This window comes from Agreia sp. Leaf244 (assembly GCF_001422695.1).
Taxonomy (GTDB): Bacteria; Actinomycetota; Actinomycetes; order Actinomycetales; family Microbacteriaceae; genus Agreia.
Window position 1 is genome coordinate 167,822 of record NZ_LMLX01000001.1, and the last position, 24,421, is coordinate 192,242.

Below are 24,421 nucleotides of genomic sequence, written 5' to 3' on the forward strand. Positions count from 1 at the left end.
ACCAGAGAAAGAGCACAAGACAATGATCACAACCAAGCGGAGACTCGTCTCCCTCGCACTGGCCGGCGCCCTGCTGACCGGTGGATTCGTCTCGGTCGCGTCCGCGGCCCAGGCGACGCCGGATCAGATCATCGGCGACCTCACCATCACGACGACGGGAAGCGCGAGCCCGAACGGCACGCGCACCAAGCAGCCCGTCATCGACTCGCAGACCACCACCGTGTCCTGCCCCGTCGGCTACCGCATGAAGGCGAACACCGTCATCGCGCAGAACGACGTGGTTCTCGGAGGCTTCAGCCAGACCTGGGACGCCTCGATCCCGAACACGTTCGGCAACGGCGGCCTCACCGGTCCGGTGAACCTCAACCAGGTCGACAGCGTGGGCCTCAACAGCAACCGTGCGATCAACTCGATCCCCAACGTGACGACGACGCTCGTTCCCGGTGACTTCGAGATGCGCCGCTACTGCTGGTCCGACGAGTTCAACTCGGCCTACGCGACCGACAAGTACTTCGTCTCGCCGGTCCTGACGCTCGACGCGGCAGGAAACTGGGCGGTCAAGACGGCCGGCGCCGCCGGCGTCGCGGTTCCCTTCTCGGCCACCTCGAACTCCGAGACCGGCCAGATCACCCTGAGCGCCACGGTGCAGAAGTCGGCGACCGACACAACGGTCGCCACGGATGCCGCGGGCAAGGTCGAGTTCTACAACACGACTGGTGGAGCGAAGGTCGGCGAGGGCAACGTCACCGCCGGTGTCGCGACCTGGACCTCGGCCCAGCTCGCCTCGGGCACGTACTCCTACACGGCGCGCTTCATCTCGAGCGACCCGTCGAAGTACCTCTCGAGCGAGATGACGGCGTCGCAGGACGTCGTGCACACGTTCTCGGGTGTCTACGAGGGAACCCCGAGCGACGTCAACATCACGGTCGCCATCCCCGCCTCGGTCAGCAACAACGGTCTGAAGCTCACGGTCGCCAACGCGGCCGTCGCCCTCACCGCCACGCAGACCGCGGGCAACTTCGTCGCCACCGGAGCACTCGGCCAGGCCACCGTCGCCGACGCGCGCCAGACCAAGTCCGCCTGGAACCTCAACGGCAAGGTCACGGTCTTCACCAACACGACCGACACCAGCAAGACGATCCCCGCAGGCGCCCTCGGCTGGGCGCCGTCGGTCGTCAGCAGCGACAGCGCTGCTGTCGCCGGTGCCACCGTCGCACCCGGTGCGGCCGGCCTCGGCACGCCGAGCATCCTCGCCCAGGCTGCGGCCAGCACCAAGCCGGGCACGCTCACCACGGTCACCGACGCGACACTGAACTTCTCAGTGCCCGCAACGGGATCGGTCGCGCCCGGTACCTACGGCGCGACGCTGACCCTGACCCTCATCTAGGTCGAGTCGGCAGTCGCAAGACGCTGAACCGCTGCGGATCCGGGGCAACAAGCCCCGGGTCCGTAGCGGCACGTTCACCCCCCGATAACCCCCGAGCCAGCTTCGCCCTGAACAGTAGGAATCCTCGTGAAAAAGTTCCCCGCCGCCGTCCTCTCGGTCGCCATCGCCGGTCTGCTCGCCTTCGCCGGAGCATCCGTGCCGACCTCGGCCCAGGCCGCCGACGGCGACGTGACGTGGAGCGTCGAACCGAGCGGCCCCCAGGGGCCGGACGGCCGACTCCTCTACGACTACTCGGTCGATCCCGGCACCGTCATCAGCGACACGATGGCCATCACGAACTACAGCAGCACCCCCCAGACATTCCAGCTCTACGCGGCCGACGGCCTGAACGACTTCGACAACGGGCAGTTCTCCCTGCAGTCGGGCGGAACGCCGAACGCCGACCTCGGCGCCTGGACATCGATCGACGCCGCAGAGGTCACGATCGAGCCGGGAAGCAGCCAGGCCATCGGGTTCACGGTCACCGTTCCCACCAACGCCACCCCCGGCGACCATTCGGCGGGCGTCGTCGCATCCATCACCCGCAAGGGCACGGGCGACGGCGGCCAGGCCATCGACGTCGAGCAGCGGGTGGGGGCGCGCATCTACCTTCGCGTGTCGGGCACCATCGTCGGCGGCATCAATACGCAGGGTCTCGTCGCCAACTACGACGGCGTGCTGAACCCGTTCGCCGGCGGCGACCTCGAGGGCAGCTACACGGTGCAGAACACCGGGAACACCCGTCTCAACCTCGAACAGACCGCGCAGATCTCCGGCCCGTTCGGAATCCGGCTGGCGACCCTCTCGTCCGACGCGGCCACCAACCTGCTGCCCGGACAGATCATCAGCGTGCCGGTCGTATCGAGCGCCATCCTGCCGCTCGGCCTGCTCACGGTCGATGTCGAGGTACGCCAGAAGGTGCAGCCCGGAGCGGGCACGGCAGACGTCACTCCCGCGACGGAGTCGGCATCCACGTGGGCCATGCCGTGGTCGATGCTGGCTGTGATCGCGCTGCTCGCCCTGCTCGTGGTGGTCATCGTGTGGCGTCGCCGCGTGCACAATGCCCGACTTCGCGCCGCCATCGCCTTCCTGCAGGAGCAGTCGCGCGACTCGGCCGGCGTTGCCGCGCCCGCCTCGCCGACCCCGGCCTCCGAGTCCGTGCCGGTGCGTTCATGAGCCGCGGACCCTCGCCCCTCGCCCGTCGAGCGCTGCTCGCCGCCCTTGCGCTCACCCTCGTCCTGGGCGGCGCGGCCGCGCCCGCGAGCGCCGAGACGGGAGACGACGGCACCATCACCGAGGGCACGCCCGACACGTCGCCCGTGACCGTCGTCATCCCGAAGTCCACGACTCCTGCGGTGAGCCCCGCCACCGTGCCTGCGCCCGCGGGGTCGGGATCGGGATCGGGCGGCAAGACGTCGGCCACCACCTCGACTCCCGCAGGCGGCACTCCCGCCCCGACCTGCTCGATCGCAGAGGACGGCGCTCCCGTCGTTCCCGCCTCGCCGGTCACCACTCAGAACACGCTCATCACCGATAGAGCGGCATACTCCCCCGGCGACACGGTGCATGTGTCCGGGGGCGGCTTCGCGGCATCCCAGCCCGTTCGGGCCATGACCTTCGCCGGCGACGTGATCGTCGCCGACCCGGTCGCGGATGCCGCGGGGGCCGTCTCGTACGACGTCACGATTCCCGACGCCGCGGCGACGGGCGAGCTGGCCGTGCAACTGGTCGGCTGGAACTGCGGCTACGTCGCCGCCGTGACGGTGCTGGTCGGCGATGCGACGCCCGCCGGATTCGGCGGCCTGCCCCAGTGGTGGTGGCTGCTGATCGTGGGCGGTCTCGCCGTGATCGCGACCGTGCTGATCATCGTCGGCCGCAGCAACGGCTGGTTCGCCAGACCCGGAACCCTGGCGCCGCTCGCATGAGCCACGTTGCCCCGTCCGTGAGCCCGGCCGCCGCTGCGGTGGGTCGCCTGTCGCCCGCCCGACTCGCCGCTCTCATGCAGCCTCCCCGGCCCGCACCGGTGAGCATCCGCGACGGCCGCTGGTGGGCAGGGGCCGTGCTGCTCGCGATCTCCGCCCTCATCGTCGCCCTCGCCGTGCAGATCTCGTTCGCGAGCGGCCTGCAGCACGCCCGCGACCAGGCGGTCGGCTACGACGAACTGCGCACCAGCCTCGCCAAGGCGGTCACCCCCGTCGGCCAGCTCGACTACGAGGAGAAGATGGTCGCCTACGGCACCCCCGTCGCGCTCCTCGAGATCCCCTCGATAGGCCTGCGCGAGGTCGTGAGCCAGGGAACGACGGGCACCGTGCTGCGCAGCGGCCCCGGGCACAGCGCCGACACGGTCATGCCCGGCCAGGAGGGCACCAGCACCATCCTCGGCCGTCAGGCCTCCTACGGCGGTCCCTTCAACTCCCTCACCCGTCTCGCTATCGGAGCCGAGATCACGGTCACGACAGGGCAGGGCGCGCAGACGTTCACCGTCTTCGGCACCCGCAAGGCCGGCGACCCGCTGCCCTCGCCCCTGGCTGCGGGCCAGAGCAGGCTCGAGCTGGTGACCGCCGACGGACCGGCCCTGCTGCCGAACGGCGCCCTCTATATCGACGCGCAGCTCACGACGAAGGCGGTCACCACCCCGGCCTTCCAGTTCAGCGCCCTCGCCCTCCCCGAGGCGGACAAGCCGATGGCGATGGACCCGAGCGCCTGGATCGGCGTCTTCTTCAGCATGCAGTGGGTGATCCTCGCCAGCCTCGGCGCCCTCTGGCTTCGCCGCCGTTGGGGTGCGTGGCAGACGTGGATCGTCAGCGCCCCCGTGATCCTCGCCCTCGCCATCGCCACCGCCGACGGCATCGGCAGCGCCCTTCCCAACCTGATCTGAAAGACGACCTCATGACGACGACAGAGCTCCCCCAGCCCGATGAGGCGCAGACGAGCATCGTGCTGCCCCCGGCGTTCGCGCCCGTGACCGACCCGTTCCCACCCATGGGTGACCCGTTCCCGCCCCCGGTGGGCGAGCCGTTCCGCGCCCCCGCTCCTCTCGCCGGCATCGAGGCGCGAGCCATCTCGGCCTGGTTCGGCGACCACAAGGTGCTCGACCGGGTGTCGCTCGACATGCCCGCGGGCCAGGTCACGGCTCTGATCGGGCCCTCCGGATGCGGCAAATCGACCTTCCTGCGCATCCTCAACCGCATGCACGAGCTCGTGCCGTCGGCGTCCCTTGCCGGCGAGGTGCTGCTCGACGGCGTCGACGTCTACGACCAGAGCCGCAAGCTCATCGATGCGCGCCGCCAGATCGGCATGGTGTTCCAGAAGGCCAATCCGTTCCCCGCGATGTCGATCTACGACAACGTGATCGCGGGCCTCAAGCTCACCGGCCGTCGCGCGTCGCGCGACGACAAGGACGCCCTCGTCGAGGAGTGCCTCACGAAGGGCGGCCTCTGGAAAGAGGTCAAGGATCGCCTGCGCCAGCCCGGCGGGGGCCTCTCCGGAGGCCAGCAGCAGCGCCTGTGCATCGCGCGCTCCCTGGCCGTGAAGCCGCGCGTTCTGCTGATGGACGAGCCCTGCTCGGCCCTCGACCCGACATCCACCCGGGTGATCGAGGAGACCATGCTCGAACTCGTGCAGGAGGTGACCATCGTGATCGTCACCCACAACATGCAGCAGGCCCAGCGAGTGTCGCAGAACTGCGCGTTCTTCCTCGCGTCGCAGGGCACCCCGGGCATGATCGTCGAGCACGGAGACACCGAGGCGATGTTCACGAACCCGCAGGACGAGCGCACCTTCGACTACGTCAACGGTCGATTCGGCTGATCGCGTGACGGACACCTCCGACGCGCCCGGATCCGCGCCCGACGATGCACTCGTCGTCGGCGGCCGCTTCGAGCTCGGCCGCCTGCTCGGCTCCGGCGCATCCTCGGCCGTGTTCGAGGCGCACGACCGCGAGCGCGGCGACGCGGTCGCGCTCAAGATGCTGCATCCGCACCTCTCGTCACGAGACGATGACGTTGCGCGATTCCTCGGCGAAGTGGCCACGTCGCCCACGGCACCGCACCCGAATCTGGTGTGCACGCGCGCGTCGGGCGTGCACGACACCGGCGGGCTCGCGCAGGCGTGGATGGCCCTCGACCTCGCTCCGGGCATCACCCTGGCCGAATCGATCGAGCTGTTCGGGCCGCTGACCATCCCCGAGGCGCTGACCGTCTCGGCGGCTCTGCTCGGCGGACTGGCCGCGCTGCACTCCCACCAACTCGTGCACCGGGACGTGTCGCCCAACAACGTGATGATCTCGAGGCCCGCCGATCGCGCCCTCGAAATCTCCGACGTGCGCCTCATCGACTACGGGCTGGCGGATGCTCCGGGCCGGGCCGCCCGCGACGCCGACGGTCTCGTGGCCGGCAGCGTCAACTTCATCTCGCCGGAGCAGGCCAGAGGGCTCGAGGTCGACGCGCGCGGGGATCTCTACTCCGTCGCCGCCGTGCTGTTCTTCTGTGTCACCGGCCAGGTTCCCTTTCCGCGCGAGACGAGCGAACTGACGCTGCGCGCGCAGGTCAACTCGCCCCCGCCTCTGGCCTCGGCGCTGCGACCGGGGGTGTCGCGCGGGCTCGACGGCCTCATCGCCCGAGGCATGTCGAAGAGGGCGAGCGCGCGGTTCGACTCGGCGGCCCTGATGCTCGAGGCCGTCGCGGAGCTGCAGCAGCGGGAGCGGCCCGATCAGTCGTCGGAGACCCTCGCACGAACCACGGTGATGCCGCCGGACTCGGTCCGCACGCGCGTGACCGCGCCCCGCGACGCAGCGACCGAGAGGTTCGCGTCGCCGGGCGTGCGCTCCACGGTCACCGCGCGTCGCGCATCCGTTCGGCCCGTCGCACCCGTCGCACCCGCGCGACGAACGCGCCGCCGGGCGAACCCCGTTGTGGTGCTGGCGATCGCGCTCGGTGCCGCAGTCGTCGGTTGGGGCGTCGTCGCCGCGGTGCTGGAGGCGCCTCCGACTCCGACGATCGCGGCTCCGATCACCTCGACCGCCGCGGTCGAGCCCGCCCCGGTGGCGCCCGTCGTGGCCGACGAACCCGTGCGCCTGCAGCTGCCGAGCCTCGCGTCGCTGCCCATCGTGGAGGCGCAGCAGACGCTGGTGTCTCTCGGACTCACGGCCGGAGGGCTCACGGCCGTCGATGGCACCCAGCCCGCGAACACGGTTGTCGCCAGCTCTCCACCCGCGGGCGACTGGCTTGCGCCCGGCGACGTCGTGCAGCTCTCGTACGCCTCCGGATCGAACAGCGTGCCCGATGTGACCGCGATGAGCCGCGACGACGCTGTGGCGGCCGTTCAGAATGCCGGCTTCGCCGTGACCACGGCGACGGTCGAGGACCCGGTCGCCGCAACCGGATCAGTGGTCGGGAGCACGCCCGCTGGCGGTTCACGGCTCGTTCTGGGCAGCACCGTGACCGTGCTGATCGCGTTCACCACGCCCCACCCCACTCCGACACCGACCCCCACGACGACTCCGACGCCCACGCCGACTCCCTCGCCGTCCCCGCCTCGCTGACCGGGCAGGATGGAGGGATGCAGATTCGACCTTTCGCTCCCGAAGACACCGATGCCGTGATCGAGCTGTGGACCTCCGCAGGACTCGTGCGCCCCTGGAACGACCCGCGCAAGGACATCGAGCGCAAGCTCGCGGTGCAGCCGGAGCTGTTCCTCGTGGGCGAGTCGGACGGCCAGGTCGTGGCGGCCGCGATGGTCGGGTACGACGGCCACCGCGGGTGGGTCAACTACCTGGCCGTGTCGCCCGGATCCCGTGGCCTCGACTACGGTCGCCGCATGATGGAGGAGGCGGAGCGACTGCTCATCGAGCTGGGCTGCCCGAAGCTCAACCTGCAGATCCGCAGCGACAACGCCTCGGTGCGCGCCTTCTACGAGCACCTCGGCTACACGGAGGACGCTGCGGTGAGCTACGGAAAGCGGCTGATCACCGACTGAGGCCGGGGCTGCCGACACGGCAGCTGCCGAACCCCGCACTACTGAGAATTCGACTACTGAGACTCCGAGTCCCACAACTCAGTAGTCCGCGCCGAGGCTCTGAGAGCGTTCTCCACGTAGGCTCAAATACTACCGATCAGGGGTGATCGGGCATGGGGGTGTGACAGTGATTCCGCAGGCGGGCCACAGATATGTGGCATACAAGTCCGATCTGCGCACGATCGCGGAGTCGTCGGGCAGCAATCGGGATGAGCACATAGCCCGACTGAGATCGATCGTTCTCGGCGGAGGCACAGCGATCATCGCGGCCGCAGCCGGCCTTGGCAAGAGCTTTGTCGCACGGGGGATCGCCGCTGCGGTGACCGCCCTCGGCGGCTCGGTCAGCACCGTCGCCTGCGTCCACACAAGAGAAGACCAGCTCGTCGATGGAGTCGTTCCACGCAGCGATCTGCTGATCGTCGAGGATGCTCACCTGCTCAGCTTCGACGATGCAGTGCGGCTGACCCGCCTCGCCCTCGACCCGAAGCGGAGCGTCTTGATCACGATCGACTCGGGCATGTCATGCACGGCACCCCGCAGCGAAGCGTGCCATCGAGAACTCACCACACTCTGGACAGAGCATGGCGTCTCCCGAATCGACCTCAGCGGGGTCGGCTATGACGAGGCCGTGATCATCATCGAGGGAGTCGCCGGGCGCGATCGTATCGATGTCGTCACCCGGGCACGCATCCTCCTTCTCGCTGAAGGCAACCCTCGGCTGCTCGAGGAACTGACTCGGGAGGAACTGCACCGAGGCACCTATTCCGCCAGACAGCAGAACATCCTGCTCGGACCGTCCTACATGTCGCCCCGCATCCTCGATTTTGTTCGCCCCCTCCTGCGCGGGATGTCAGACGATGAGGAATACGCACTCGTCACCCTCGCTCGCCTGGGCGCTCTCCCGTTCGCGAGAGCAGCCCGGCTGGTCGGCAACAGCCCGCTCCGCTCGCTTCTGCGCAGGGGACTCGTGAGCTACGACCCCCGCACACCGGACAGCGTCTCGAGCAGACCCATCTACGCTGCTGCGGCCCTCGCGATCCAGGTCGGGGAGAATCCGTTCGAGGCCGGGCACACGGCCGAACTCATCCTGCTGAGTGACCTGTCGGCCGGTCTGGAGTTGTCGAACGCGGAGTGCGCCTTCGTGGCCGAGTACCTCGTCAACGAGCCGGGCCCCGATCCGCTCTCCGAGATCTCCAACACAGAGGCGGCGATTCTCCTCGCCAGGGCCGCCCGCCATGCGAACAAGACGGGTATGCCCGGCTCCGCTCGCATGTTCGCCCATCGCTCGCTCGGCTATGCCCCTACGCTCTCGGGCGTCGAGCAGCTGTCTCGATGCCTCGTCGCCCAAGGCAAGTTCTCCGAGGCGCTCGACGTGCTCGAAAGAGTGCCTGTCGAACACGTCGATCCTTCGGAGGACGCTGCGTTCCTGTCATGGTGGATGCTGGTGCTGAGCCGTCGCGGTCCCTCCTTCGAGCGAGTCGAACGCCTCGAGAAAGAGGCCAGATCCTGGGGAACTGTCGACTCGGCACTCGACGAGTGGACGGTGTTTCTCGCCGCGCGGTCGAACATGATGCTCAGCACCTATCGCGACGGTGTCGCAGAGATGGAGTCGATCGCCCGGGATTCATCGTCATCGGGCTACTTCGTTCTGCGAGCCCTGACCGAGTTGATGCCGTGCTACGTGCACCGGGGCGAGAAGACGAAGTTCACGTGGGCTCTCGAGAAGGGATGGGCGCTCATAGCCCCCATCCTCGCGTCGAATCCGGAAGATATGAGATGGGACCCGGCCCGCTCGACGACCGAGTTCATCATTCAGGCCTCGCTTGTCCGGGCCACGATCGGTCATGATCGGGCCGGGCTGGCGCGGGAGCTCGAATCGTTCGCCCTTCGCACAGTCGACACGGCCGACGAGTACGGAATGTCGCTGGTCAACCTTGTAGCGGGCCACCTCGCACTCGAACAGAGCGATGCCCAGCGTGCCGAGAACGAGTTGGCGCGCGCCTTGGAGAGAGTCGGCAACAGCCCTCAGACGAAGTGGGTGACCTGGATGCAGATTCTCCGATCCAATGCTCTCGCAATGCTTCAGCGGCACGACGATGCCCTGCTCTTGGAACGAGAGATCTCGCCGATCGAACGCGAGAGCACTCCGTGGCTCGCGCACTACTCTGGTCATCTCAGCGCGCGGATGAGGGCCTATGAGGGAAACGTCGCCGGCTCGATCGATGCCTGCCGTACCATCGCCGACGAAGAATCGAACTCTCGATTCTTCGCCATGCGTCCACTTCACGTCGCGGCGGCGTTGGGAACCGATCCGAGCACGCTAGTCGCAGAGATCGACAGGCTGCCCGCGCAGCAGATGTGGGATTCGACGCGGCTGCTCGAAGAGCATGTTCGCGCCTCCGCCAGCGGGGATGCACGCGCGCTCGAGCGGATCGGCGACGAACTCGCCTCCCTGAACCACTGGTGGGAGGCCGTGCTCTCGTATACGACGGCCGCCACACTGTTCGACGTGGCGGGAGAGGAGGCACGCCGAGCCACCGCATTGGAGAACGCCCGCACCACTCGATCGAAGCTGCCGGCCACTCCGAAACTCGGACTCGTGGACAACGGCGCATGGTCCGAGTCACCGTCGATTGATCCCGACCACCGGCGCTCGACCATGCTCGCCGCGCTGACACCTCGGGAGCGGGAGGTCGCCACGCTCGCGGCCGACGGCATGTCTAACGCCGAGATCGCTGCCCGACTCTATTTGAGCGTGCGAACGGTCGAATCGCATATCCTCCAGGCCCGCTCAAAACTGGGAGACGTGCGCCGCTCCCAACTCGCGTCGATCGTTTCGACCTGACGCTCGAGTCGAACCCTCGGCGACGGCGTTTCAGATCACGGCGAGTGTCTGTCGCGCGATCTCGAGTTCTTCGTTCGTGGGAATGACCAGCACGGCGACCCGGGACGCATCCGTCGAGATGACCCGCGCACCGCGCTCCGACGACTCATTGCGCTCCTCGTCGATCTCGATGCCGAGGATGCCCAGGCCCGCGAGCGCTCCGGCACGGATGAGGGGGGTGTTCTCCCCCACGCCCGCCGTGAAGACGATCGCGTCGAGGCGGCCGAGGTGCGCCGCGTAGGCGCCGACATACTGCTTCAGGCGGTGCAGGTACACGTCGAGCGCGGCCTGCGCGTCCGCGTCTCCCGCCCGCGCCGCCGCGATCAGATCGCGCATGTCGCCGTGGCCGCTGAGCCCCAGAATTCCGCTTCCGCGGTTGAGCAGCGTGTCGAGGTCGTCGAACGTCTGGCCCGTCTTGCGGTGCAGGTGGAACAGCACGGCGGGGTCGAGGTCGCCAGAGCGGGTGCCCATCACGAGCCCCTCGAGGGGAGTCATGCCCATCGACGTCTCGACCGACTTTCCGTCGGAGACGGCGCAGGCGGACGCCCCGTTGCCGAGGTGCAGCACGATCGTCTTCGTGTCGTCGAGGGGCCGGCCGAGGAACTCCGCGGCGGCCTCCGACACGAACTTGTGCGAGGTTCCGTGGAACCCGTAGCGCCGGATGCGGTGCTGGTCTGCCAGCGTCTTGTCGATGGCGTAGGTGTACGCGGCGGGCGACAGGGTGGAGTGGAACGCCGTGTCGAAGACGGCCACGTGCGGCACGTCGGGGAACGCCTTCTGCGCCGCGTCGATGCCCTGCAGGTTCGCCGGATTGTGCAGCGGAGCCAGATCGGCCAGATCCTCGATGTTGATCTTCACGAGATCGGTCACGATCGTCGCCTCGAAGAAGCGTTTCCCGCCATGAACGACACGGTGGCCCACGGCCACGGGCGGATGCTCGTCGAGCGACGGCCCGTTCGCCCGGAAGGCGTCGAGCATCACCTGGAATCCCTGCGAGTGATCCTTGATCGGAAGGTCGAGTTCGCTCGAGCCGTCGGCGGTGGTGTGCTTGGAGTGACCGGTCTCGTCGCCGATGCGCTCGACGAGGCCGGAGGCGAGCACCTCTTCGGTCGTCATCTCGATGAGCTGGTACTTGAACGACGACGAACCGGAGTTCACCACGAGAATCGCGCTCATGCGGGAACTCCTTCTGCTGCGACGGCGTCGACGGGCTGCGCCGCCGCCTGGATGGCCGTGATGGCGATGGTGTTCACGATGTCGGCCACGAGAGCGCCGCGGGACAGGTCGTTGATCGGCTTGTTGAGTCCCTGCAGCACGGGCCCGATGGCCACGGCGCCGGCGCTGCGCTGAACCGCCTTGTAGGTGTTGTTGCCCGTGTTGAGGTCGGGGAAGATGAACACCGTGGCGCGACCGGCCACCTTGCTGTCGGGCATCTTCGTGGCCGCAACCGCGGCATCCGCTGCGGCGTCGTACTGGATCGGACCCTCGACCAGCAGGTCGGGGCGTCGCTCGCGCACGAGTCCGGTCGCCTCTCGAACCTTCTCGACCTCGGCGCCCGAGCCCGATGTTCCCGTGGAGTACGAGAGCATCGCGATGCGTGGGTCGACTCCGAACTGCGTGGCGGTCGCGCTCGACGAGATGGCGATGTCGGCGAGCTGCTCTGCGGTGGGGTCGGGGATGACGGCGCAGTCGCCGTAGACCAGCACGCGGTCGGCGAGCGCCATGAGGAACACGCTCGAGACGACGGATACGCCGGGCTGGGTCTTGATGACCTCGAACGCCGGCCGGATGGTGTGCGCCGTCGTGTGCGCCGCGCCGGAGACCATGCCGTCGGCGAGGCCGAGCTTGACCATCATGGTTCCGAAGTAGGAGACGTCGGTGATCGTGTCGCGGGCCTGCTCGACCGTGACGCCCTTGTGGGCTCGGAGCCGGGCGTATTCCTCGGCGAACGGCTGGCGGTACTTCTCATCGAACACGCTCACGATGTGCGCGCCTTCGAGATCGAGTCCGAGTCCGGCCGCCCTGGTGCGCACCTCGTCCTCCTCGCCCACGATCGTGAGCTCGGCGATGCCTCGGGCCAGCACGGTGCTCGCGGCCTTCAGCACGCGATCGTCGTCGCCCTCGGGGAGCACGATGTGTCGACGCACGTGACGGGCCTGGTCGATGAGACCGTACTCGAACATGAGCGGTGTGACGACGGTCGACGAGCTCACATCGAGCAGCTCGAGCAGCTTCGCACCGTCGACGTGCTGCTCGAACAGGGCCAGCGCGCTGTCGTATTTGCGCTGCGAGTCGGCGGCCAGGCGCCCGCGGGTCGAGGTGATGCGCAGCGCCGTGTCGTAGGTTCCGAGGTCGGTCGTGACGATCGGCAGGGTCGAATCGAGGCCCGAGATCAGGCGGGTGATCGGTTCGGGAAGCTCGAAACCGCCGTTGAGGATGATGCCCGACAGCGACGGGAAGGTTCCCGACGCGTTGGCCATGAGAACTGCGAGGAGCACCTCGGAGCGGTCGGCGGGAATGACCACGACGGCGCTCTCGGTGAGCCGGGGAAGCACGTTGACCATCGACATGCCGGCGACGACCACGCCCAGGGCCTCACGATTGAGCAGGCTCGCGTCGCCCGAGAGCAGCGAACCGTTCGTGGCCTCGACGAGGTGCTGCATGGTGGGCGCGACCAGAACGCGGTCTTCGGGGATGGCCCAGATGGGAACGGACGCGGGTGCGTCGATGGCGGAACCGATCGCATCCCGGATCTCGTCGAGGCGCTCGGGATCTGCCCGGTTCGACACGATGCCGAGCAGGGTGGCGTGCGCCAGCTTGAGCTCGACCTGCGCCAGCTCGGTGAGCTGGCGCATGTCGTCGGGAGTGCGGGACTCGGAGTAGCCCAGCGTCTCCGACGAACCCTGGCCCTTGCGTCCACCGAGCACCAGCAGCACGGGCGCACCGAGGTTCGCGGCGACGCGAGCGTTGAATGACAGCTCGCTGGGGCTGCCGACATCGGTGTAGTCCGAGCCGAGGATGACCACGGCGTCGCACTCCCGCTCGACCGCCTTGTAGCGCTCGACGATGACCGACAGGGCGGCATCCGGGTCGTTGTGCACGTCGTCGTAGGTGACGCCGATGGTCTGCTCGTAGCTCAGCTCGACGCCGTCGTGAGCCAGGAGCATCTCGAGCACGTAGTCGCGCTCGGCGACCGAGCGGGCGATGGGCCGGAAGACGCCGACCCTCTGAAGCGAGTGGCACAGGGTGTCGAGCACCCCCAGCGCGATCGTTGACTTGCCGGAGTGGCCTTCGGCTGACGCGACATAGATGCTTCTCGACACTTCGGATCCTTCGAACTCGTGGTTGCTTAGGCTCTCCTCACCCTATTCGCTCGTGCTGTCGTTCAGCGGGGAACCCTCTCAGGTCGAGAGGATGTGCAGTGTGATCACGTCGGGTTCGGCGCACAGGTGGGATTCGCCCCGAGCAGGCCCATGGTGGCCGTGGCTCCGGCCCGCACGGAGGTCCATCCCGTCGCGTCGACGGTCTGCAGGTAGAGCCCGTAGCTGCCGCCGAGAAGGCCCCCCAGCACGGAAGCGGCGAAGGTTGTCGTGTACGTTCCTGCGACCGGCCCGGTCGTGGTGACTCCCTGGCCGAGCAGCACCACCGTGAGGTTCGGCAGGAGGCCACCCTCGGCCACCGCGTAGGCGATGTTCGCCGGTGCCGCGTAACCGGTGCCGGCCGGGAAGTTCCATTTCACGGTGATCGTCGGGCTCGTACCCAGCGTTCCGGGGCTGAGCACGCAGCTCTGGATGACCGGCTTCGGAACAGTCGTGGCGGTCAATGTGGTCTGGGCCACCTCCTTCTCCGCCCAGGAGGCCTCTGTCTCGTCGGCGCCTCCGACACCCCATCCCGCGATCACGGCCGCGCCCAGCACGATCGCGACGACCCTGTTTGCCCGCCGCATCAGCAGACGTATCCTCCGAACGAGTCGGCGCCGGCACGGTGTCGGGCGCGGGTCGTTCGTCGCGGCCTCGTCGATCGGGGCCAGAAATACCAGGTGATGAACGAGGCCACGACGACGGTCACCGAGCCGAGGGCCACGGGATTCGACATCGCCACGACGGCGACGGCGAGTCCCGGAACGGATGCCATGACGATGCGCACCGTCGAGACCGTGTACGGCGCCGGGTCGTCGACGGGGTTGGCATCTCCGCGCAGGGTCAGGATCGTCTGCCCGTCGGCGCCTCGTTCGGTGGCGACCACCCGGTGGGTGACGGGCAGCTGGTCGGGGCGGTCGACGGTCACGACGTCGCCGACTTTCGCTTCGGATGCCGGAATCTCGCGCACGACGGCGAGCGACCCGGCGGGGATCGTCGGGGACATCGACCCGGTCTTGAACATGATCAGCGTGACGTCGAACAGCACCGCCGCCAACGTGAGTGCGATGCAGACTGCCCCGAGCACGGATGCGATGTTCAGGAGCACCTCTCGAACGACGCCGTGCCGTCGACCGTGCGCGGCGGATGCCGGGGTGTCGGGTCCGACCCCGGAGTCGACTGCGGCCAGGGTTCCGATCATGAGCTCGAGGTGGCCTTCACTTCCCACGTGGCGGTGATGCTTCCTCCCTGCAGGGTGTTCGGGGCATCGGCGTTCATCGACACCTCGAAGCAGAGCTGGGTGACGGCGGACTGGTTGGCCGCCACGCCCGTGGTCACCGTGGGCGTGCTGGTGAGCGCGGCACCCCCTGCGGCGGGAAGCCCCGCGGCGCCCACGATGTAGACCGCTCCAGCGCTGAACTGGCTCGCATCGCAGGTGCCGGTGGCGTAGCGGACCACCCGGTACTTGAGCGCTGCGGCGAAGGCCGTGTTGTTGGAGGTCGCGCTCTGCAGTGCCAGTGTGCCGTCGAGCGACACCGCCTTCGTGCGAACCCAGAACGGCGCGTACTTCACCGTGGTGGGCGACATGGCTGCGGCGGAGAAGGCGAAGACGAGCGGCGCGGCGGCCGTCGAGTCGGCCCAGGTCGAACCCGAGTTGATCGACGACTCGGTGTTGAAGCTGCTCGCCGTGAACGTGGCCTGGCCGTATTCGCTGTCGGTCCACGCCGCCATGGTCAGGGACCCTCCGACGCCGAGCACGAGACCCCCGGCCAGAATCGCCCGGATCCGCGTGAAGCGGTGGGGACGATCCTCGGCTCGGGGCCCGTGTGCGTGGCGCATCATTCTCCGTCGTCGTCCGAGGTTCTCAGTCGTTGTCCGAGACCGACTCGGCGGCGAACTCCCACGTCACGGTTGCGGCGCCACCCTCGACCAGACCATCGCCGGCCGTCACGATCAGGCACAGGTTCACGGGATCGCCGGCTGCCGCGGCCGCTCCCTGCGTCAGGTCGAACGTCGCGGCGTCCGCTGCCGTGGTGGCCGTGCCCGCGGCGACCAGCTCGCCGCCGGTCGTGTCTGCATCGCAGCCGAAGGCATCCGTCGTCAGGATCTCGTAGGTGAGGTTGGCCGCGTTCGCGCCCGCGCCGACGCTGCTGAGCGTCACGACCGCATCCGTTGTGGTGGCAGCATCGAGGCGCACGGCGAACGGTGCGTAGACGACGTCGGCCGGTGCCAGGTTCAACGGCTCCACCTCGAATGTGAGTGCCGCGCCCGGAGCGGTCTCGTGGTCGCTGAACGCGCCGCCGAGTGTCTCCTGACCCTCGAGGTTGAACGAGCCGGCGCCGAACGTGCCGGTCGCGAATTCGGAATCGTTCCACGCGGCCAGAGTGACCGCCGCCCCCACCCCGAGCACGAGGCCGCCCGCGAGAACCGCGCGAACGATCCCCCTTCGCCGCGTGCCGTGCTCTGTCGCGTGCTCTGTCGCCTGCTCTGTCGTCGTGTGTTCGCTGGTCGATGTGCTCATGTCGGTGCCCCTCGAGTCCCCCGGATCGTTCGCCGCACAGTGCGGCCTGATCTCGACATGGTGGAACGGGAAAGCGGGGCTGGGGGCCGAAAAGGCCGATCTCCAGCAGCCGAACGCAGACAATCCAGTAGTCCGCGGGCTCGCCCCAGTAGTACCGAGGCAAAAGAAAAGACCCCCCGCGCACCCGCCAGAGCCTGGTTACCCTTGCTACGTTTCCGTCCTGGGGGAGTTGGCCTGGATGGCGCCACGCGGGGAGCCGTCAACTACTTTACGCGAGGTTGTGCGCCTCTCGCGAACTGAGGTGTACTTGACGCATGCGTATTGCAATTGCGGGGGGTCACGGCAAGATCGCCCTGATTCTCCAGAAACTTCTCAGTGACGCCGGCCACGAGGCCGTCGGCCTCATCCGAAACCCTGAGCAGGCGGGCGATCTGCTCATCGCGGGCGGCATCCCCGTCGTGCTCGACCTCGAGCAGGTCTCGGCCGAGACGCTCGCCGCCGACCTGGCCGGGGTGGATGCCGTGGTGTTCGCCGCCGGGGCCGGTCCCGATTCCGGGGCGGCTCGTAAGCTCACCGTCGATCGGGATGCGGCCGTGCTGCTGGCCGACGCGGCCGTGATCGCCGGCATCCGGCGTTACGTGATGATCTCGGCGATGTCGGCCGACTCGTTCGAGCCAGACTCCGACGATGTGTTCCAGGTGTATCTGCGGGCCAAGAGCGAGGCCGACTCGGCCGTGCGCCAGCGCGATCTCGATTGGACCATCATCCGCCCGGGCGCCCTCACCGACGACCCCGGAACGGGCCTGGTGCACCTCGCCGAGAGCACGGGCCGAGGCTCGATCCCCCGTGCCGACGTCGCAGCGCTCGTGTACTGCAGCCTCGTCGACGGGGTGGGCCTGCACGCCCAGTTCGAGGCGATCGAGGGCGACGACCCGGTGGCGGAGGCGCTCACCATGGCGCGCTACTAGCGCCTTCTTTCCTGCGGCGATCACCTGCCGCGACCCCGAAACGCACAAACCCCTGACCGAAGGAAAGACCTTCGATCAGGGGTTTCGGCGGTGGCGGAGAGATTCGAACTCTCGATAGGTTGCCCTATACACGCTTTCCAAGCGTGCCTCTTCGGCCGCTTGAGTACGCCACCTTGTGTTCTTGACGAACCTGACTATCGTAACCGATGACGTGCAGGCGTGTGCGCATCGCTCTACTCGGAGCCCGAGCAGTCCCCATCCGACACCGGAGCCGTCAAGGTGATCTCCGTGTAGTCCTTGTCCATGAAGCGGATCTCGGCGCCGCTGTCGTCGGACGACGAGATGCCGGTCCAGCCGCCGTCGAGGGTGTCTTCAGACGACACCGTGTCGAAGTCGTGCTCATCGAGCACAGGATTGACGATCTCCATGACCGACTTCCACCCGCCCGCCGCTGCCCACAGTGACGAATCGCTGCGAAGAGTGGGCAGGATGAGCACGCATCCGCCGTCGTTGTCGGCGGTGATCTCGGCGGCATCCGTCGCCGATCCGTCCCAGGCGAGGTCGGGGTAGGCGGATCGCAGCGCGGACTGCACATCGCCCAGCACGACGGGATAGCTCACTGAGGCTTCCTCGGAGGAGACCGGCTTCGGCTGGGCCGAGCACGCCGAGAGCAGTGTCGTCACCACCGCCATCAGGCCGATCGCCGCGACAGCCGCACCCCGGCGTGAACCGGCGAGACTCCGCCTGCGACCGCTGTTCGACCGCCAGGAATCCGAGAGCGTCATCTTCACTCCTTGCATCGCGCGCAACTGAGCCACATCTCAGGTCCGCGCACCCAGCGTAGCGAACGGGGCCCTTACGCCCATGGGGACCTCTCCCCATGGGCAGGCAGCGAAGCGACGAGTATCTTTCTTCTCATCACGAGATTTCGCGATCACGATCACACTGTGGGAAATGAGCTGGTCATGGGTGCTTTCTATGGAGCCGACGTCACCGAGTTGCGCACCTTTGCGAAACTCGCCGACGCGAGCGGCCGCCAATTGGAGGAGACCATCGCACGACTCACCGGTGAGCTGAACAGGGTTCCGTGGCACGGGCCCGATGGCAGCCAGTTCACGGCCGCGTGGCACGGCCAGCATCGCCTCACCCTGCAGGCGGCCCAGCTGGGCCTGATCCAGGTGGCCTCGACGATCCGCGCGAACGCCGACCAGCAGGAGAGCAGCAGCACGGATTCGGGTGGATCCGCGGGTGGCCCCGGCAGCGGCGACAGGTCAGGCGGTGGCGATGGCGACAAGCCCGAACCGGATCCGTATGGTGACCTGGGAAAGGACTACATCGACATCACCAATCCGATCGCGCTCGACGACGACGCGCTAGACCCCCAGAACATCAAGCAGGGGGCGCTTGGCGACTGCTGGTTCCTGGCCGCGCTGGGCACGGTCGCCGACGCCGACCCGGACTTCATCCGGGATCACATGACTCAGAACGACGACGGAAGCTGGACGGTCACGATGTACGACGACGGCAAGCCCGTCGAGATCAACGTCGACCCGACCGCGCTCCCGGGAGCGGTGAGGGATGCGGATGGCAACTTCAACTTCGCGACCATCTACGAGAAGGCGGCCGCCGAGTTCTTCGGCGGGAGCTACGAGGACATCGACGGCGGATACTCCGACGACGCTTTCGCGGCCATCACCGGCGGCGACACCGACCGGACAGGAGAGTCGGACTTCGACGGCATCAAGGACAAGATGGCAGACGGGCCTGTCGCTGTGGGAACCGAGGGAGACGACGCGAAGTGGTGGTGGGACGATGAGGTCGACAACGACCACATCGTGCCCAATCACGCCTACATGGTCGACACCATCGAGACCCATGTGAACGAGGCCACGGGCGAGGAGGAGACCATGATCCACCTGCTCAACCCGTGGGGCCCCAACGGAGGTAACCTCACGGGTGACACCCCGGGCGAGAACGGCGAGAACCAGCGCTGGGGCGACGTCTGGCTGACCGAGGACGAGTATAAAGAGAACTTCGATTCGGTCTACTCCGGCACCATCGAAGAGAAGTAGAGGCCAGACATGAGCACGATCACCGCCGAACAGGGCTCACAGCCGACCATCGACGAGCTGACGATCGGCATCATCGATGCGGCGACACGGGCCGGGGTGTCGAAGGCCCGCCTGCTGTTGCGTCTGCCCACCGGCGACATCGCCGTCACGATGACCGTGGGTGAGTCCCGCGTGGTCGAGGGGTACGGCATCCTGACCCTGGATGACGTCGTCGCCGACCAGCCGGCGCCGAGCCGTCCCACGGTGAGCCTGACGGTGACTCCCGAAGCGCCATGACCCGAGGCCGCAGACCAGACGTCGCATCCCTCCACCTGGTGGGCGGCCCTGAGGCGCTCACCGTCGCGCTCTCCGAGTACGACGACCGCTGGCGCGGTATCTACAGGGAGCACAGGCAACGGATTCTCACGGCCGTCGGAGCCGTCGACGTCGACATCGAGCACATCGGATCCACCTCCGTTCCCGGCCTGGCCGCGAAGCCGATCATCGACATCGTCGTCGCGGTCGACGACATCACGGCCGAAGAGGACTACCTCGATGCCCTCCTCGCGGCCGGGTACGAGCTGCGAGTTCGCGAACCCGGGCATCGCCTGGTGCGCACGCCCTCCCGCGACGTGCACGTGCACATCTACGAGCGAGGCGCCCCCGCCATCGACGAGTACCTGCTCCTGCGCGATCACCTCCGCTCCGATGCCACCGATCGCGGCCTCTACGAGCAGACGAAGCGGCAGCTGCTGAGCAGGCAGTGGGGCGACATGAACGACTACGCCGATGCGAAGACCGACGTGATCGCCGCGATCAAGGAGCGGGCGAAGGCCGCGCGCGTAGATCCGGAACTATTGGAGTGCACATAGAATCGAGGTCTGCAAAACGGCATGACTCGATGCGTTCCAGTCGTTCAGTACTCCGGTCACGGGGCGAGCTGCGGGCGAAGCCGTAGCTGCACGTCAGCGAGAGATACGGCGCGCTTCGATGTCCCTCTGCGTTCCACCCATGTAAATCCCTGACCGTACATTTTGGCTCCATCTAGGACGACACCCTCGACCAGGAAGGGGAGCCATGCAGCAGACTGCGACGGAATAAGGATGGCCAGCACAGACCGATGATCTTGGTGAAAAACATCGATCACGAGTCCCTGCGGGGCCGGGGAGACGAGTTGTTGAATGACATCCTCGATTCGAGCCACCGAGGCCTCTAGCCTCGTGATTCCAGCAGTGTTGTCGATCACGTCCCTGCCGAAGGCGTCCTGACCCGTTCCAAAACCGATGATGATCATTCCGCCGTCTTTTGAGTTGGCGAAGCTCGAAACATCGAGCGCAAGTTCAAACCGCTGGCGGGCGTCTCCAAGGCCATACATCGCGCGCTTCACCTCGAGCCAGTCACTCTCGGCCATCCCCAACAAAGTCGACCATGCTCCGACTCGCAGTTTCTCCATGACTGCTGCGGGGGTGTCGCTCTCGGATAACGTGCCGCGCAGCCGCGCGAGGATCAGATAAGCCTCCAGAGCGATTTCTCCAAACGACATGTCGTCCGTGACCGACATCGCCACATCGCAAGACTTGGCATCTCTGTATTCCTTCAGTTCGGCCGACAGCACTGCGAGCCTGCGACGTCCCGCGTCTTTCGAAAGGGCGGCTTCGATGCCGTCGCCTGTCGTGACCGCCGGGTGCAGCACCTGAACGAGCATTGTCCGTTCGTGCAGATCGAATGTCAGGTATTCATTGCTAAATCCCATTTGCGGGGCTCTCACGTCAAGCGGGTCGGCGGGAATACCCAACCCCGCCTCGGCACGAGGCGTAGTCACGCCCAGACGTGCATCTTCTGTCAGCTCATGCGCGAGTGCTTGGCACACGACTCCGAACTCTAGATCAGAAACCTCGTCCAGGCGGACGTCGATATCCGCATGACAGCTGACCTCGACTCCATTGGGGAAGGTGACAATACGCATGTTTTATCTCCAGTGCAATTGACGGAACTTTACCTGCGGACCAGGGACCGATCTACCGTCACTTGAGCCACTCGTGGGCGAATACCGTGGCGTCCTCCAATGTCGCCGAGCGGAGATGCCTGGTGCCGAAGGCGTCCGGCGGCATCGTGCCCCGGCGCGGCAGGCCGGTGTACGGCAGCAGGTGACGCACCCAGTCGCGCTCCACCCTCGGGCTGCCGAACGGACCGTTGGCCACGATGAAGCGCTCCCTGCGGCCGGGCCCCGTTCCCAGGTCGAGCGTGCTGACACCACGGAAGATCATCGTGCGGGCCAGAACGATAGACGACAACGGCTGCGCCTCTCCGCCGTTGATGCGGATGAGACCGCTGCGCTGATCGAACTCCGCGTACTGGTTGAGACCGATCAGAAGCGGGATGACGATGGCGGGGATGAGGAGGAACATCAGCATGAGCGGCGTGTGTTCAGGGTGCGCACTGAGGAGCCCGAAAACGGTGCCGACGAGCGTGGCACCGATGCCCAGGACGAGACTCACGACCATGCCGCGCCACGGGGTGGGGCGGCCGAATCGCACGAGAGGATCCGGTCCGGTTCCCGCGTCTCGACTCATCCACCCGACTTTAGGGCACACGGCCACGGGCGCGTCAGCGCCAGCCCGACAGCTCCCCCGCCAGCAGCGCCCGGGTGCGAACCAGCATCCCGCGCACGGTCGTGGCGGGGATACCCAACTCGATACCGATCGCCGCGTAGCTCAGGCGGTCGATCTGCCGTAGCTCCCAGCAGCGACGCTGCACGTCGGTCATCAGGTCGAGAACGCGCCGAGCGTCGGCGACGAACGCTCGCCGGTCGGCGATGGCATCCGGGCCGTGGTCATCGGATGCCGTGACATCGTCGTCGAGATCGGCCCGGCTGCGTAGCGCTGCTGGTCGCAGCCGGTCGTAGCACCGTCGACGAACGGTCGTGATCAGCCAGGCTGCGATCGTGTCTCCGTCGATGACGTTGTCGGCATGGGTCCAGGCGGCGAGGAATGTCTCCTGCACGACATCGTCCACATCGGCGGTGCCTCCGAGAACCCGATACGCGACGGCGTTGAGCAGCGTCGCGTACCGACGCATGATCACACCGAAGGCCCGATCATCGCCCGAAGCCGCTCGGATGATCAGGACACGATCCGAATCCGACTGCAGCCCCGCGAGGGGCACTCGCTCGACGTGATCGGCAGAGCGAGGCGGACGGGGTGCTGAGATCGTGGCGAGCATGCGGACTCCAGGCGTCGAACAATATGTATACGCATTGTTCGGACTCGGCCCATGCGACGATTGCCGCGCTGGTGCCCCCAGAGCGAGGGGTTCTTTCCGACGCACGCGCATGCGTCGGAATGGGGCGTCGCATGGGCACCCCCACAGGAATAGGCTTGTCGGTGGCTCGCCTCGCACCGCCGCGAGAGTCGCGGGCCGCGCGCCACCGGCACTTACGGAGAACCCCTTGACCGAATCCGCTCCCGTCGATCCCACCACGACAGACGCCTGGAAAAACCTCGCCGCCATCGCCGATGGCTTCGCACCTGATCTCCGAGCCTGGTTCGACACCGACGCCGGCCGCGCCGAGCGTTACACCTTCCAGGCGGCAGACCTCACCGTCGATCTCTCGAAGGGCCTCGTCACAGAGGAGATCCTCTCGAACCTGCTGCAGCTCGCGACAGACGTCGACGTGGCCGGCCGCTACCAGGCCATGATCGCCGGCGAGCACATCAACGTCACCGAAGACCGCGCGGTTCTGCACACGGCACTGCGTCGACCGAAGAACGGCGAAGGCCTCGTTCCGCCCGCGGGCTTCATCGTCGACGGGCAGGACATCGACGCCGACGTGCACGCCACCCTCGACAAGGTGTACGCGTTCGCCGACAAGGTGCGATCTGGCGAGTGGACCGGCGTCACGGGCAAGCGCATCGAGACCGTGGTCAACATCGGCATCGGCGGATCCGACCTCGGTCCCGTGATGGTCTACGAGGCGCTGAAGCCCTACGTGCAGCAGGGCATCGAGGCCCGATTCGTGTCGAACATCGACCCCAATGACGTCTTCGAGAAGACGGTCGGACTCGACCCCGAGACCACCCTCTTCATCGTCGCGTCCAAGACCTTCGGCACCCTCGAGACGCTCACCAACGCGCGCCTCGCCCGCGAGTGGCTCTGGGCTCAGCTGGGCGCTGCCGGCGTTCTGGAGGACACCGACGAGGCGCGCACCGACGCCGTGGCCAAGCACTTCGTGGCCGTGTCGACCGCTCTCGACAAGGTCGCCGCATTCGGCATCGATCCCGAGAACGCCTTCGGCTTCTGGGACTGGGTGGGCGGCCGCTACTCGGTCGACTCCGCCATCGGCACCTCCGTCGTCATCGCGATCGGCCCGGACAACTGGCGCGAGTTCCTCGCCGGATTCCACGCGGTCGACGAGCACATGCGCACGGCCCCCCTCGAGCAGAACGTGCCCGTGCTGATGGGCCTGTTGAACGTCTGGTACACGAACTTCCTCGGCGCCCAGAGCCACGCCGTGCTGCCCTACGCCCAGTACCTGCACCGCTTCGCCGCCTACCTGCAGCAGCTCACGATGGAGTCCAACGGCAAGAGCGTGCGCTGGGACGGCTCGCCCGTGACGACGGACACCGGCGAGATCTTCTGGGGCGAGCCTGGCACGAACGGCCAGCACGCGTTCTACCAGCTCATCCACCAGGGCACCCGTCTGATCCCTGCCGATTTCATCGCGGTGGCCAACCCGGCGCATCCGCTGAAAGACGCAACCGGCGACGGCGCAGGCGTCGAGCCGGGGCAGGATGTGCACACGCTGTTCATGGCCAACTTCTTCGCGCAGACCAAGGCCCTCGCCTTCGGCAAGACGGCCGACGAGGTGCGCGCCGAGGGCACGAAGGAGTCCGTCGTTCCCGCACGCGAGTTCGCCGGGAACCGTCCGACGACGTCGATCCTCGCTCCCGCGCTCACGCCGAGCGTGGTGGGTCAGCTCATCGCTCTCTACGAGCACATCGTCTTCGTCGAGGGCACCGTCTGGGGCATCGACTCGTTCGATCAGTGGGGTGTCGAGCTCGGCAAGCAGCTGGCGCTGCAGATCACGCCCGCCGTCGCGGGAGATGCGGCCGCCCTCGAGACTCAGGACTCGTCGAGCAAGTCGCTCATCGCGAAGTACCTGGAGCTGCGCAAGTAGTGCGCAGCTAGGAGCGTAAGG

Annotated in this window: 23 protein-coding genes, 1 tRNA gene and 1 other RNA gene; 13 read left to right on the plus strand and 12 right to left on the minus strand. The window is 67.3% G+C overall.

The window, feature by feature from the left end:
* Positions 1–22: 22 nt before the first annotated feature.
* The 8 genes from ASF06_RS00745 (at position 23) to ASF06_RS19920 (ending at position 10,286) form a co-directional block, all read left to right on the plus strand.
* Positions 23–1,387 carry a hypothetical protein gene (locus ASF06_RS00745; protein WP_055923838.1) on the plus strand — a complete coding sequence of 455 codons (1,365 nt, stop codon included), beginning with the start codon at positions 23–25 and terminating at the stop codon, positions 1,385–1,387.
* A 126-nt stretch (positions 1,388–1,513) separates the two neighbouring features.
* The gene (locus tag ASF06_RS00750) at positions 1,514–2,602 is read left to right on the plus strand and encodes a WxL protein peptidoglycan domain-containing protein (RefSeq protein ID WP_055942114.1); all 1,089 of its coding nucleotides are present in this window, start codon (positions 1,514–1,516) and stop codon (positions 2,600–2,602) included.
* Positions 2,599–3,351, plus strand: coding sequence for a hypothetical protein (locus ASF06_RS00755; RefSeq protein ID WP_055942116.1), 753 nt, complete (start codon positions 2,599–2,601; stop codon positions 3,349–3,351). Before ASF06_RS00750 ends, ASF06_RS00755 begins: the two co-directional genes overlap by 4 nt.
* Positions 3,348–4,304 carry a sortase gene (locus tag ASF06_RS00760; protein ID WP_055942119.1) on the plus strand — a complete coding sequence of 319 codons (957 nt, stop codon included), beginning with the start codon at positions 3,348–3,350 and terminating at the stop codon, positions 4,302–4,304. The genes ASF06_RS00755 and ASF06_RS00760 overlap by 4 nt, the downstream gene beginning before the upstream one ends.
* Positions 4,305–4,315: 11 nt before the next feature.
* Complete coding sequence (locus tag ASF06_RS00765; protein WP_082500597.1) at positions 4,316–5,236, plus strand: phosphate ABC transporter ATP-binding protein; 921 nt, start codon at positions 4,316–4,318, stop codon at positions 5,234–5,236.
* 4 nt (positions 5,237–5,240) lie between these two features.
* Positions 5,241–6,968, plus strand: coding sequence for a serine/threonine protein kinase (locus ASF06_RS00770; protein ID WP_055942122.1), 1,728 nt, complete (start codon positions 5,241–5,243; stop codon positions 6,966–6,968).
* A gap of 17 nt (positions 6,969–6,985) precedes the next feature.
* Positions 6,986–7,402, plus strand: a complete 417-nt coding sequence (locus tag ASF06_RS00775; protein WP_055942125.1) for a GNAT family acetyltransferase — start codon at positions 6,986–6,988, stop codon at positions 7,400–7,402.
* A gap of 193 nt (positions 7,403–7,595) precedes the next feature.
* The gene (locus ASF06_RS19920) at positions 7,596–10,286 is read left to right on the plus strand and encodes a response regulator transcription factor (protein WP_055942127.1); all 2,691 of its coding nucleotides are present in this window, start codon (positions 7,596–7,598) and stop codon (positions 10,284–10,286) included.
* Between the two features lie 30 nt (positions 10,287–10,316).
* Here the strand turns inward: ASF06_RS19920 and ASF06_RS00785 are convergent, their stop codons facing one another.
* From ASF06_RS00785 to ffs, 7 genes are all read right to left on the minus strand, one after another.
* The gene (locus tag ASF06_RS00785; RefSeq protein ID WP_055942129.1) at positions 10,317–11,501 is read right to left on the minus strand and encodes an acetate/propionate family kinase; all 1,185 of its coding nucleotides are present in this window, start codon (positions 11,499–11,501) and stop codon (positions 10,317–10,319) included.
* Positions 11,498–13,648 (minus strand): phosphate acetyltransferase, encoded by a 2,151-nt coding sequence (gene pta, locus ASF06_RS00790; protein WP_055923862.1) that lies wholly within the window; start codon positions 13,646–13,648, stop codon positions 11,498–11,500. The genes ASF06_RS00785 and pta overlap by 4 nt, the downstream gene beginning before the upstream one ends.
* 104 nt (positions 13,649–13,752) lie before the next feature.
* A complete protein-coding gene (locus ASF06_RS19770) occupies positions 13,753–14,271 on the minus strand; it encodes a hypothetical protein (protein WP_055942134.1) in 519 nt (172 codons plus the stop codon).
* Complete coding sequence (locus ASF06_RS19775) at positions 14,271–14,885, minus strand: signal peptidase I (protein WP_200920282.1); 615 nt, start codon at positions 14,883–14,885, stop codon at positions 14,271–14,273. The genes ASF06_RS19770 and ASF06_RS19775 overlap by 1 nt, the downstream gene beginning before the upstream one ends.
* The gene (locus ASF06_RS00805) at positions 14,882–15,526 is read right to left on the minus strand and encodes a SipW-dependent-type signal peptide-containing protein (protein WP_055942137.1); all 645 of its coding nucleotides are present in this window, start codon (positions 15,524–15,526) and stop codon (positions 14,882–14,884) included. The genes ASF06_RS19775 and ASF06_RS00805 overlap by 4 nt, the downstream gene beginning before the upstream one ends.
* 22 nt (positions 15,527–15,548) lie before the next feature.
* Complete coding sequence (locus ASF06_RS00810) at positions 15,549–16,205, minus strand: SipW-dependent-type signal peptide-containing protein (protein WP_055942141.1); 657 nt, start codon at positions 16,203–16,205, stop codon at positions 15,549–15,551.
* 164 nt (positions 16,206–16,369) lie between these two features.
* An RNA gene (gene ffs / locus ASF06_RS18990) (signal recognition particle sRNA small type) lies at positions 16,370–16,466 on the minus strand.
* Between the two features lie 53 nt (positions 16,467–16,519).
* Between ffs and ASF06_RS00815 the strand changes: the two genes are divergently transcribed.
* Positions 16,520–17,173 carry an SDR family oxidoreductase gene (locus ASF06_RS00815; protein WP_055942144.1) on the plus strand — a complete coding sequence of 218 codons (654 nt, stop codon included), beginning with the start codon at positions 16,520–16,522 and terminating at the stop codon, positions 17,171–17,173.
* A gap of 88 nt (positions 17,174–17,261) precedes the next feature.
* Here ASF06_RS00815 and ASF06_RS00820 read toward each other — a convergent pair.
* Positions 17,262–17,346 (minus strand) — tRNA-Ser (locus ASF06_RS00820).
* Positions 17,347–17,406: 60 nt separating this feature from the next.
* A complete protein-coding gene (locus ASF06_RS00825; protein WP_055942145.1) occupies positions 17,407–17,958 on the minus strand; it encodes a hypothetical protein in 552 nt (183 codons plus the stop codon).
* 180 nt (positions 17,959–18,138) lie between these two features.
* Between ASF06_RS00825 and ASF06_RS00830 the strand changes: the two genes are divergently transcribed.
* The 3 genes from ASF06_RS00830 to ASF06_RS00840 are packed head-to-tail and all read left to right on the plus strand — an operon-like array spanning position 18,139 to position 20,096.
* Positions 18,139–19,245, plus strand: a complete 1,107-nt coding sequence (locus ASF06_RS00830) for a C2 family cysteine protease (protein ID WP_055942147.1) — start codon at positions 18,139–18,141, stop codon at positions 19,243–19,245.
* Positions 19,246–19,254: 9 nt separating this feature from the next.
* Positions 19,255–19,521, plus strand: coding sequence for a hypothetical protein (locus ASF06_RS00835; protein ID WP_055942150.1), 267 nt, complete (start codon positions 19,255–19,257; stop codon positions 19,519–19,521).
* The gene (locus ASF06_RS00840; RefSeq protein WP_055942153.1) at positions 19,518–20,096 is read left to right on the plus strand and encodes a GrpB family protein; all 579 of its coding nucleotides are present in this window, start codon (positions 19,518–19,520) and stop codon (positions 20,094–20,096) included. The genes ASF06_RS00835 and ASF06_RS00840 overlap by 4 nt, the downstream gene beginning before the upstream one ends.
* A 56-nt stretch (positions 20,097–20,152) precedes the next feature.
* Here the strand turns inward: ASF06_RS00840 and ASF06_RS00845 are convergent, their stop codons facing one another.
* From ASF06_RS00845 to ASF06_RS00855, 3 genes are read right to left on the minus strand one after another with little or no spacing between them, the layout of a single operon-like run.
* Entirely contained in the window at positions 20,153–21,190 is a 1,038-nt protein-coding gene (locus ASF06_RS00845) for an AlbA family DNA-binding domain-containing protein (protein WP_055942155.1), read from the minus strand.
* Between the two features lie 58 nt (positions 21,191–21,248).
* Positions 21,249–21,797 (minus strand): hypothetical protein, encoded by a 549-nt coding sequence (locus ASF06_RS00850; RefSeq protein ID WP_157439027.1) that lies wholly within the window; start codon positions 21,795–21,797, stop codon positions 21,249–21,251.
* Positions 21,798–21,831: 34 nt separating this feature from the next.
* A complete protein-coding gene (locus ASF06_RS00855; protein ID WP_055942163.1) occupies positions 21,832–22,446 on the minus strand; it encodes an RNA polymerase sigma factor in 615 nt (204 codons plus the stop codon).
* Between the two features lie 226 nt (positions 22,447–22,672).
* On the opposite strand from ASF06_RS00855, the gene pgi reads away from it, so the two are divergent.
* Entirely contained in the window at positions 22,673–24,400 is a 1,728-nt protein-coding gene (gene pgi / locus ASF06_RS00860) for a glucose-6-phosphate isomerase (RefSeq protein WP_055942166.1), read from the plus strand.
* Positions 24,401–24,421 lie beyond the last annotated feature (21 nt).

Coding starts and splice junctions, on each gene's coding strand:
- ASF06_RS00760 (WP_055942119.1), top strand. CDS start 3,348: ATGAGCCACGTTGCCCCGTCCGTGAGCCCGGCCGCCGCTGCGGTGGGT.
- ASF06_RS00815 (WP_055942144.1), top strand. CDS start 16,520: ATGCGTATTGCAATTGCGGGGGGTCACGGCAAGATCGCCCTGATTCTC.
- ASF06_RS00845 (WP_055942155.1), bottom strand. CDS start 21,190: ATGCGTATTGTCACCTTCCCCAATGGAGTCGAGGTCAGCTGTCATGCG.
- ASF06_RS19770 (WP_055942134.1), bottom strand. CDS start 14,271: ATGCGGCGGGCAAACAGGGTCGTCGCGATCGTGCTGGGCGCGGCCGTG.
- ASF06_RS19775 (WP_200920282.1), bottom strand. CDS start 14,885: ATGATCGGAACCCTGGCCGCAGTCGACTCCGGGGTCGGACCCGACACC.
- ASF06_RS00840 (WP_055942153.1), top strand. CDS start 19,518: ATGACCCGAGGCCGCAGACCAGACGTCGCATCCCTCCACCTGGTGGGC.
- ASF06_RS00755 (WP_055942116.1), top strand. CDS start 2,599: ATGAGCCGCGGACCCTCGCCCCTCGCCCGTCGAGCGCTGCTCGCCGCC.
- ASF06_RS00810 (WP_055942141.1), bottom strand. CDS start 16,205: ATGAGCACATCGACCAGCGAACACACGACGACAGAGCAGGCGACAGAG.
- ASF06_RS00835 (WP_055942150.1), top strand. CDS start 19,255: ATGAGCACGATCACCGCCGAACAGGGCTCACAGCCGACCATCGACGAG.
- ASF06_RS00805 (WP_055942137.1), bottom strand. CDS start 15,526: ATGATGCGCCACGCACACGGGCCCCGAGCCGAGGATCGTCCCCACCGC.
- ASF06_RS00775 (WP_055942125.1), top strand. CDS start 6,986: ATGCAGATTCGACCTTTCGCTCCCGAAGACACCGATGCCGTGATCGAG.
- ASF06_RS00785 (WP_055942129.1), bottom strand. CDS start 11,501: ATGAGCGCGATTCTCGTGGTGAACTCCGGTTCGTCGTCGTTCAAGTAC.
- ASF06_RS00850 (WP_157439027.1), bottom strand. CDS start 21,797: ATGAGTCGAGACGCGGGAACCGGACCGGATCCTCTCGTGCGATTCGGC.
- ASF06_RS00765 (WP_082500597.1), top strand. CDS start 4,316: ATGACGACGACAGAGCTCCCCCAGCCCGATGAGGCGCAGACGAGCATC.
- ASF06_RS00855 (WP_055942163.1), bottom strand. CDS start 22,446: ATGCTCGCCACGATCTCAGCACCCCGTCCGCCTCGCTCTGCCGATCAC.
- ASF06_RS00830 (WP_055942147.1), top strand. CDS start 18,139: ATGGGTGCTTTCTATGGAGCCGACGTCACCGAGTTGCGCACCTTTGCG.
- ASF06_RS00745 (WP_055923838.1), top strand. CDS start 23: ATGATCACAACCAAGCGGAGACTCGTCTCCCTCGCACTGGCCGGCGCC.
- ASF06_RS00825 (WP_055942145.1), bottom strand. CDS start 17,958: ATGACGCTCTCGGATTCCTGGCGGTCGAACAGCGGTCGCAGGCGGAGT.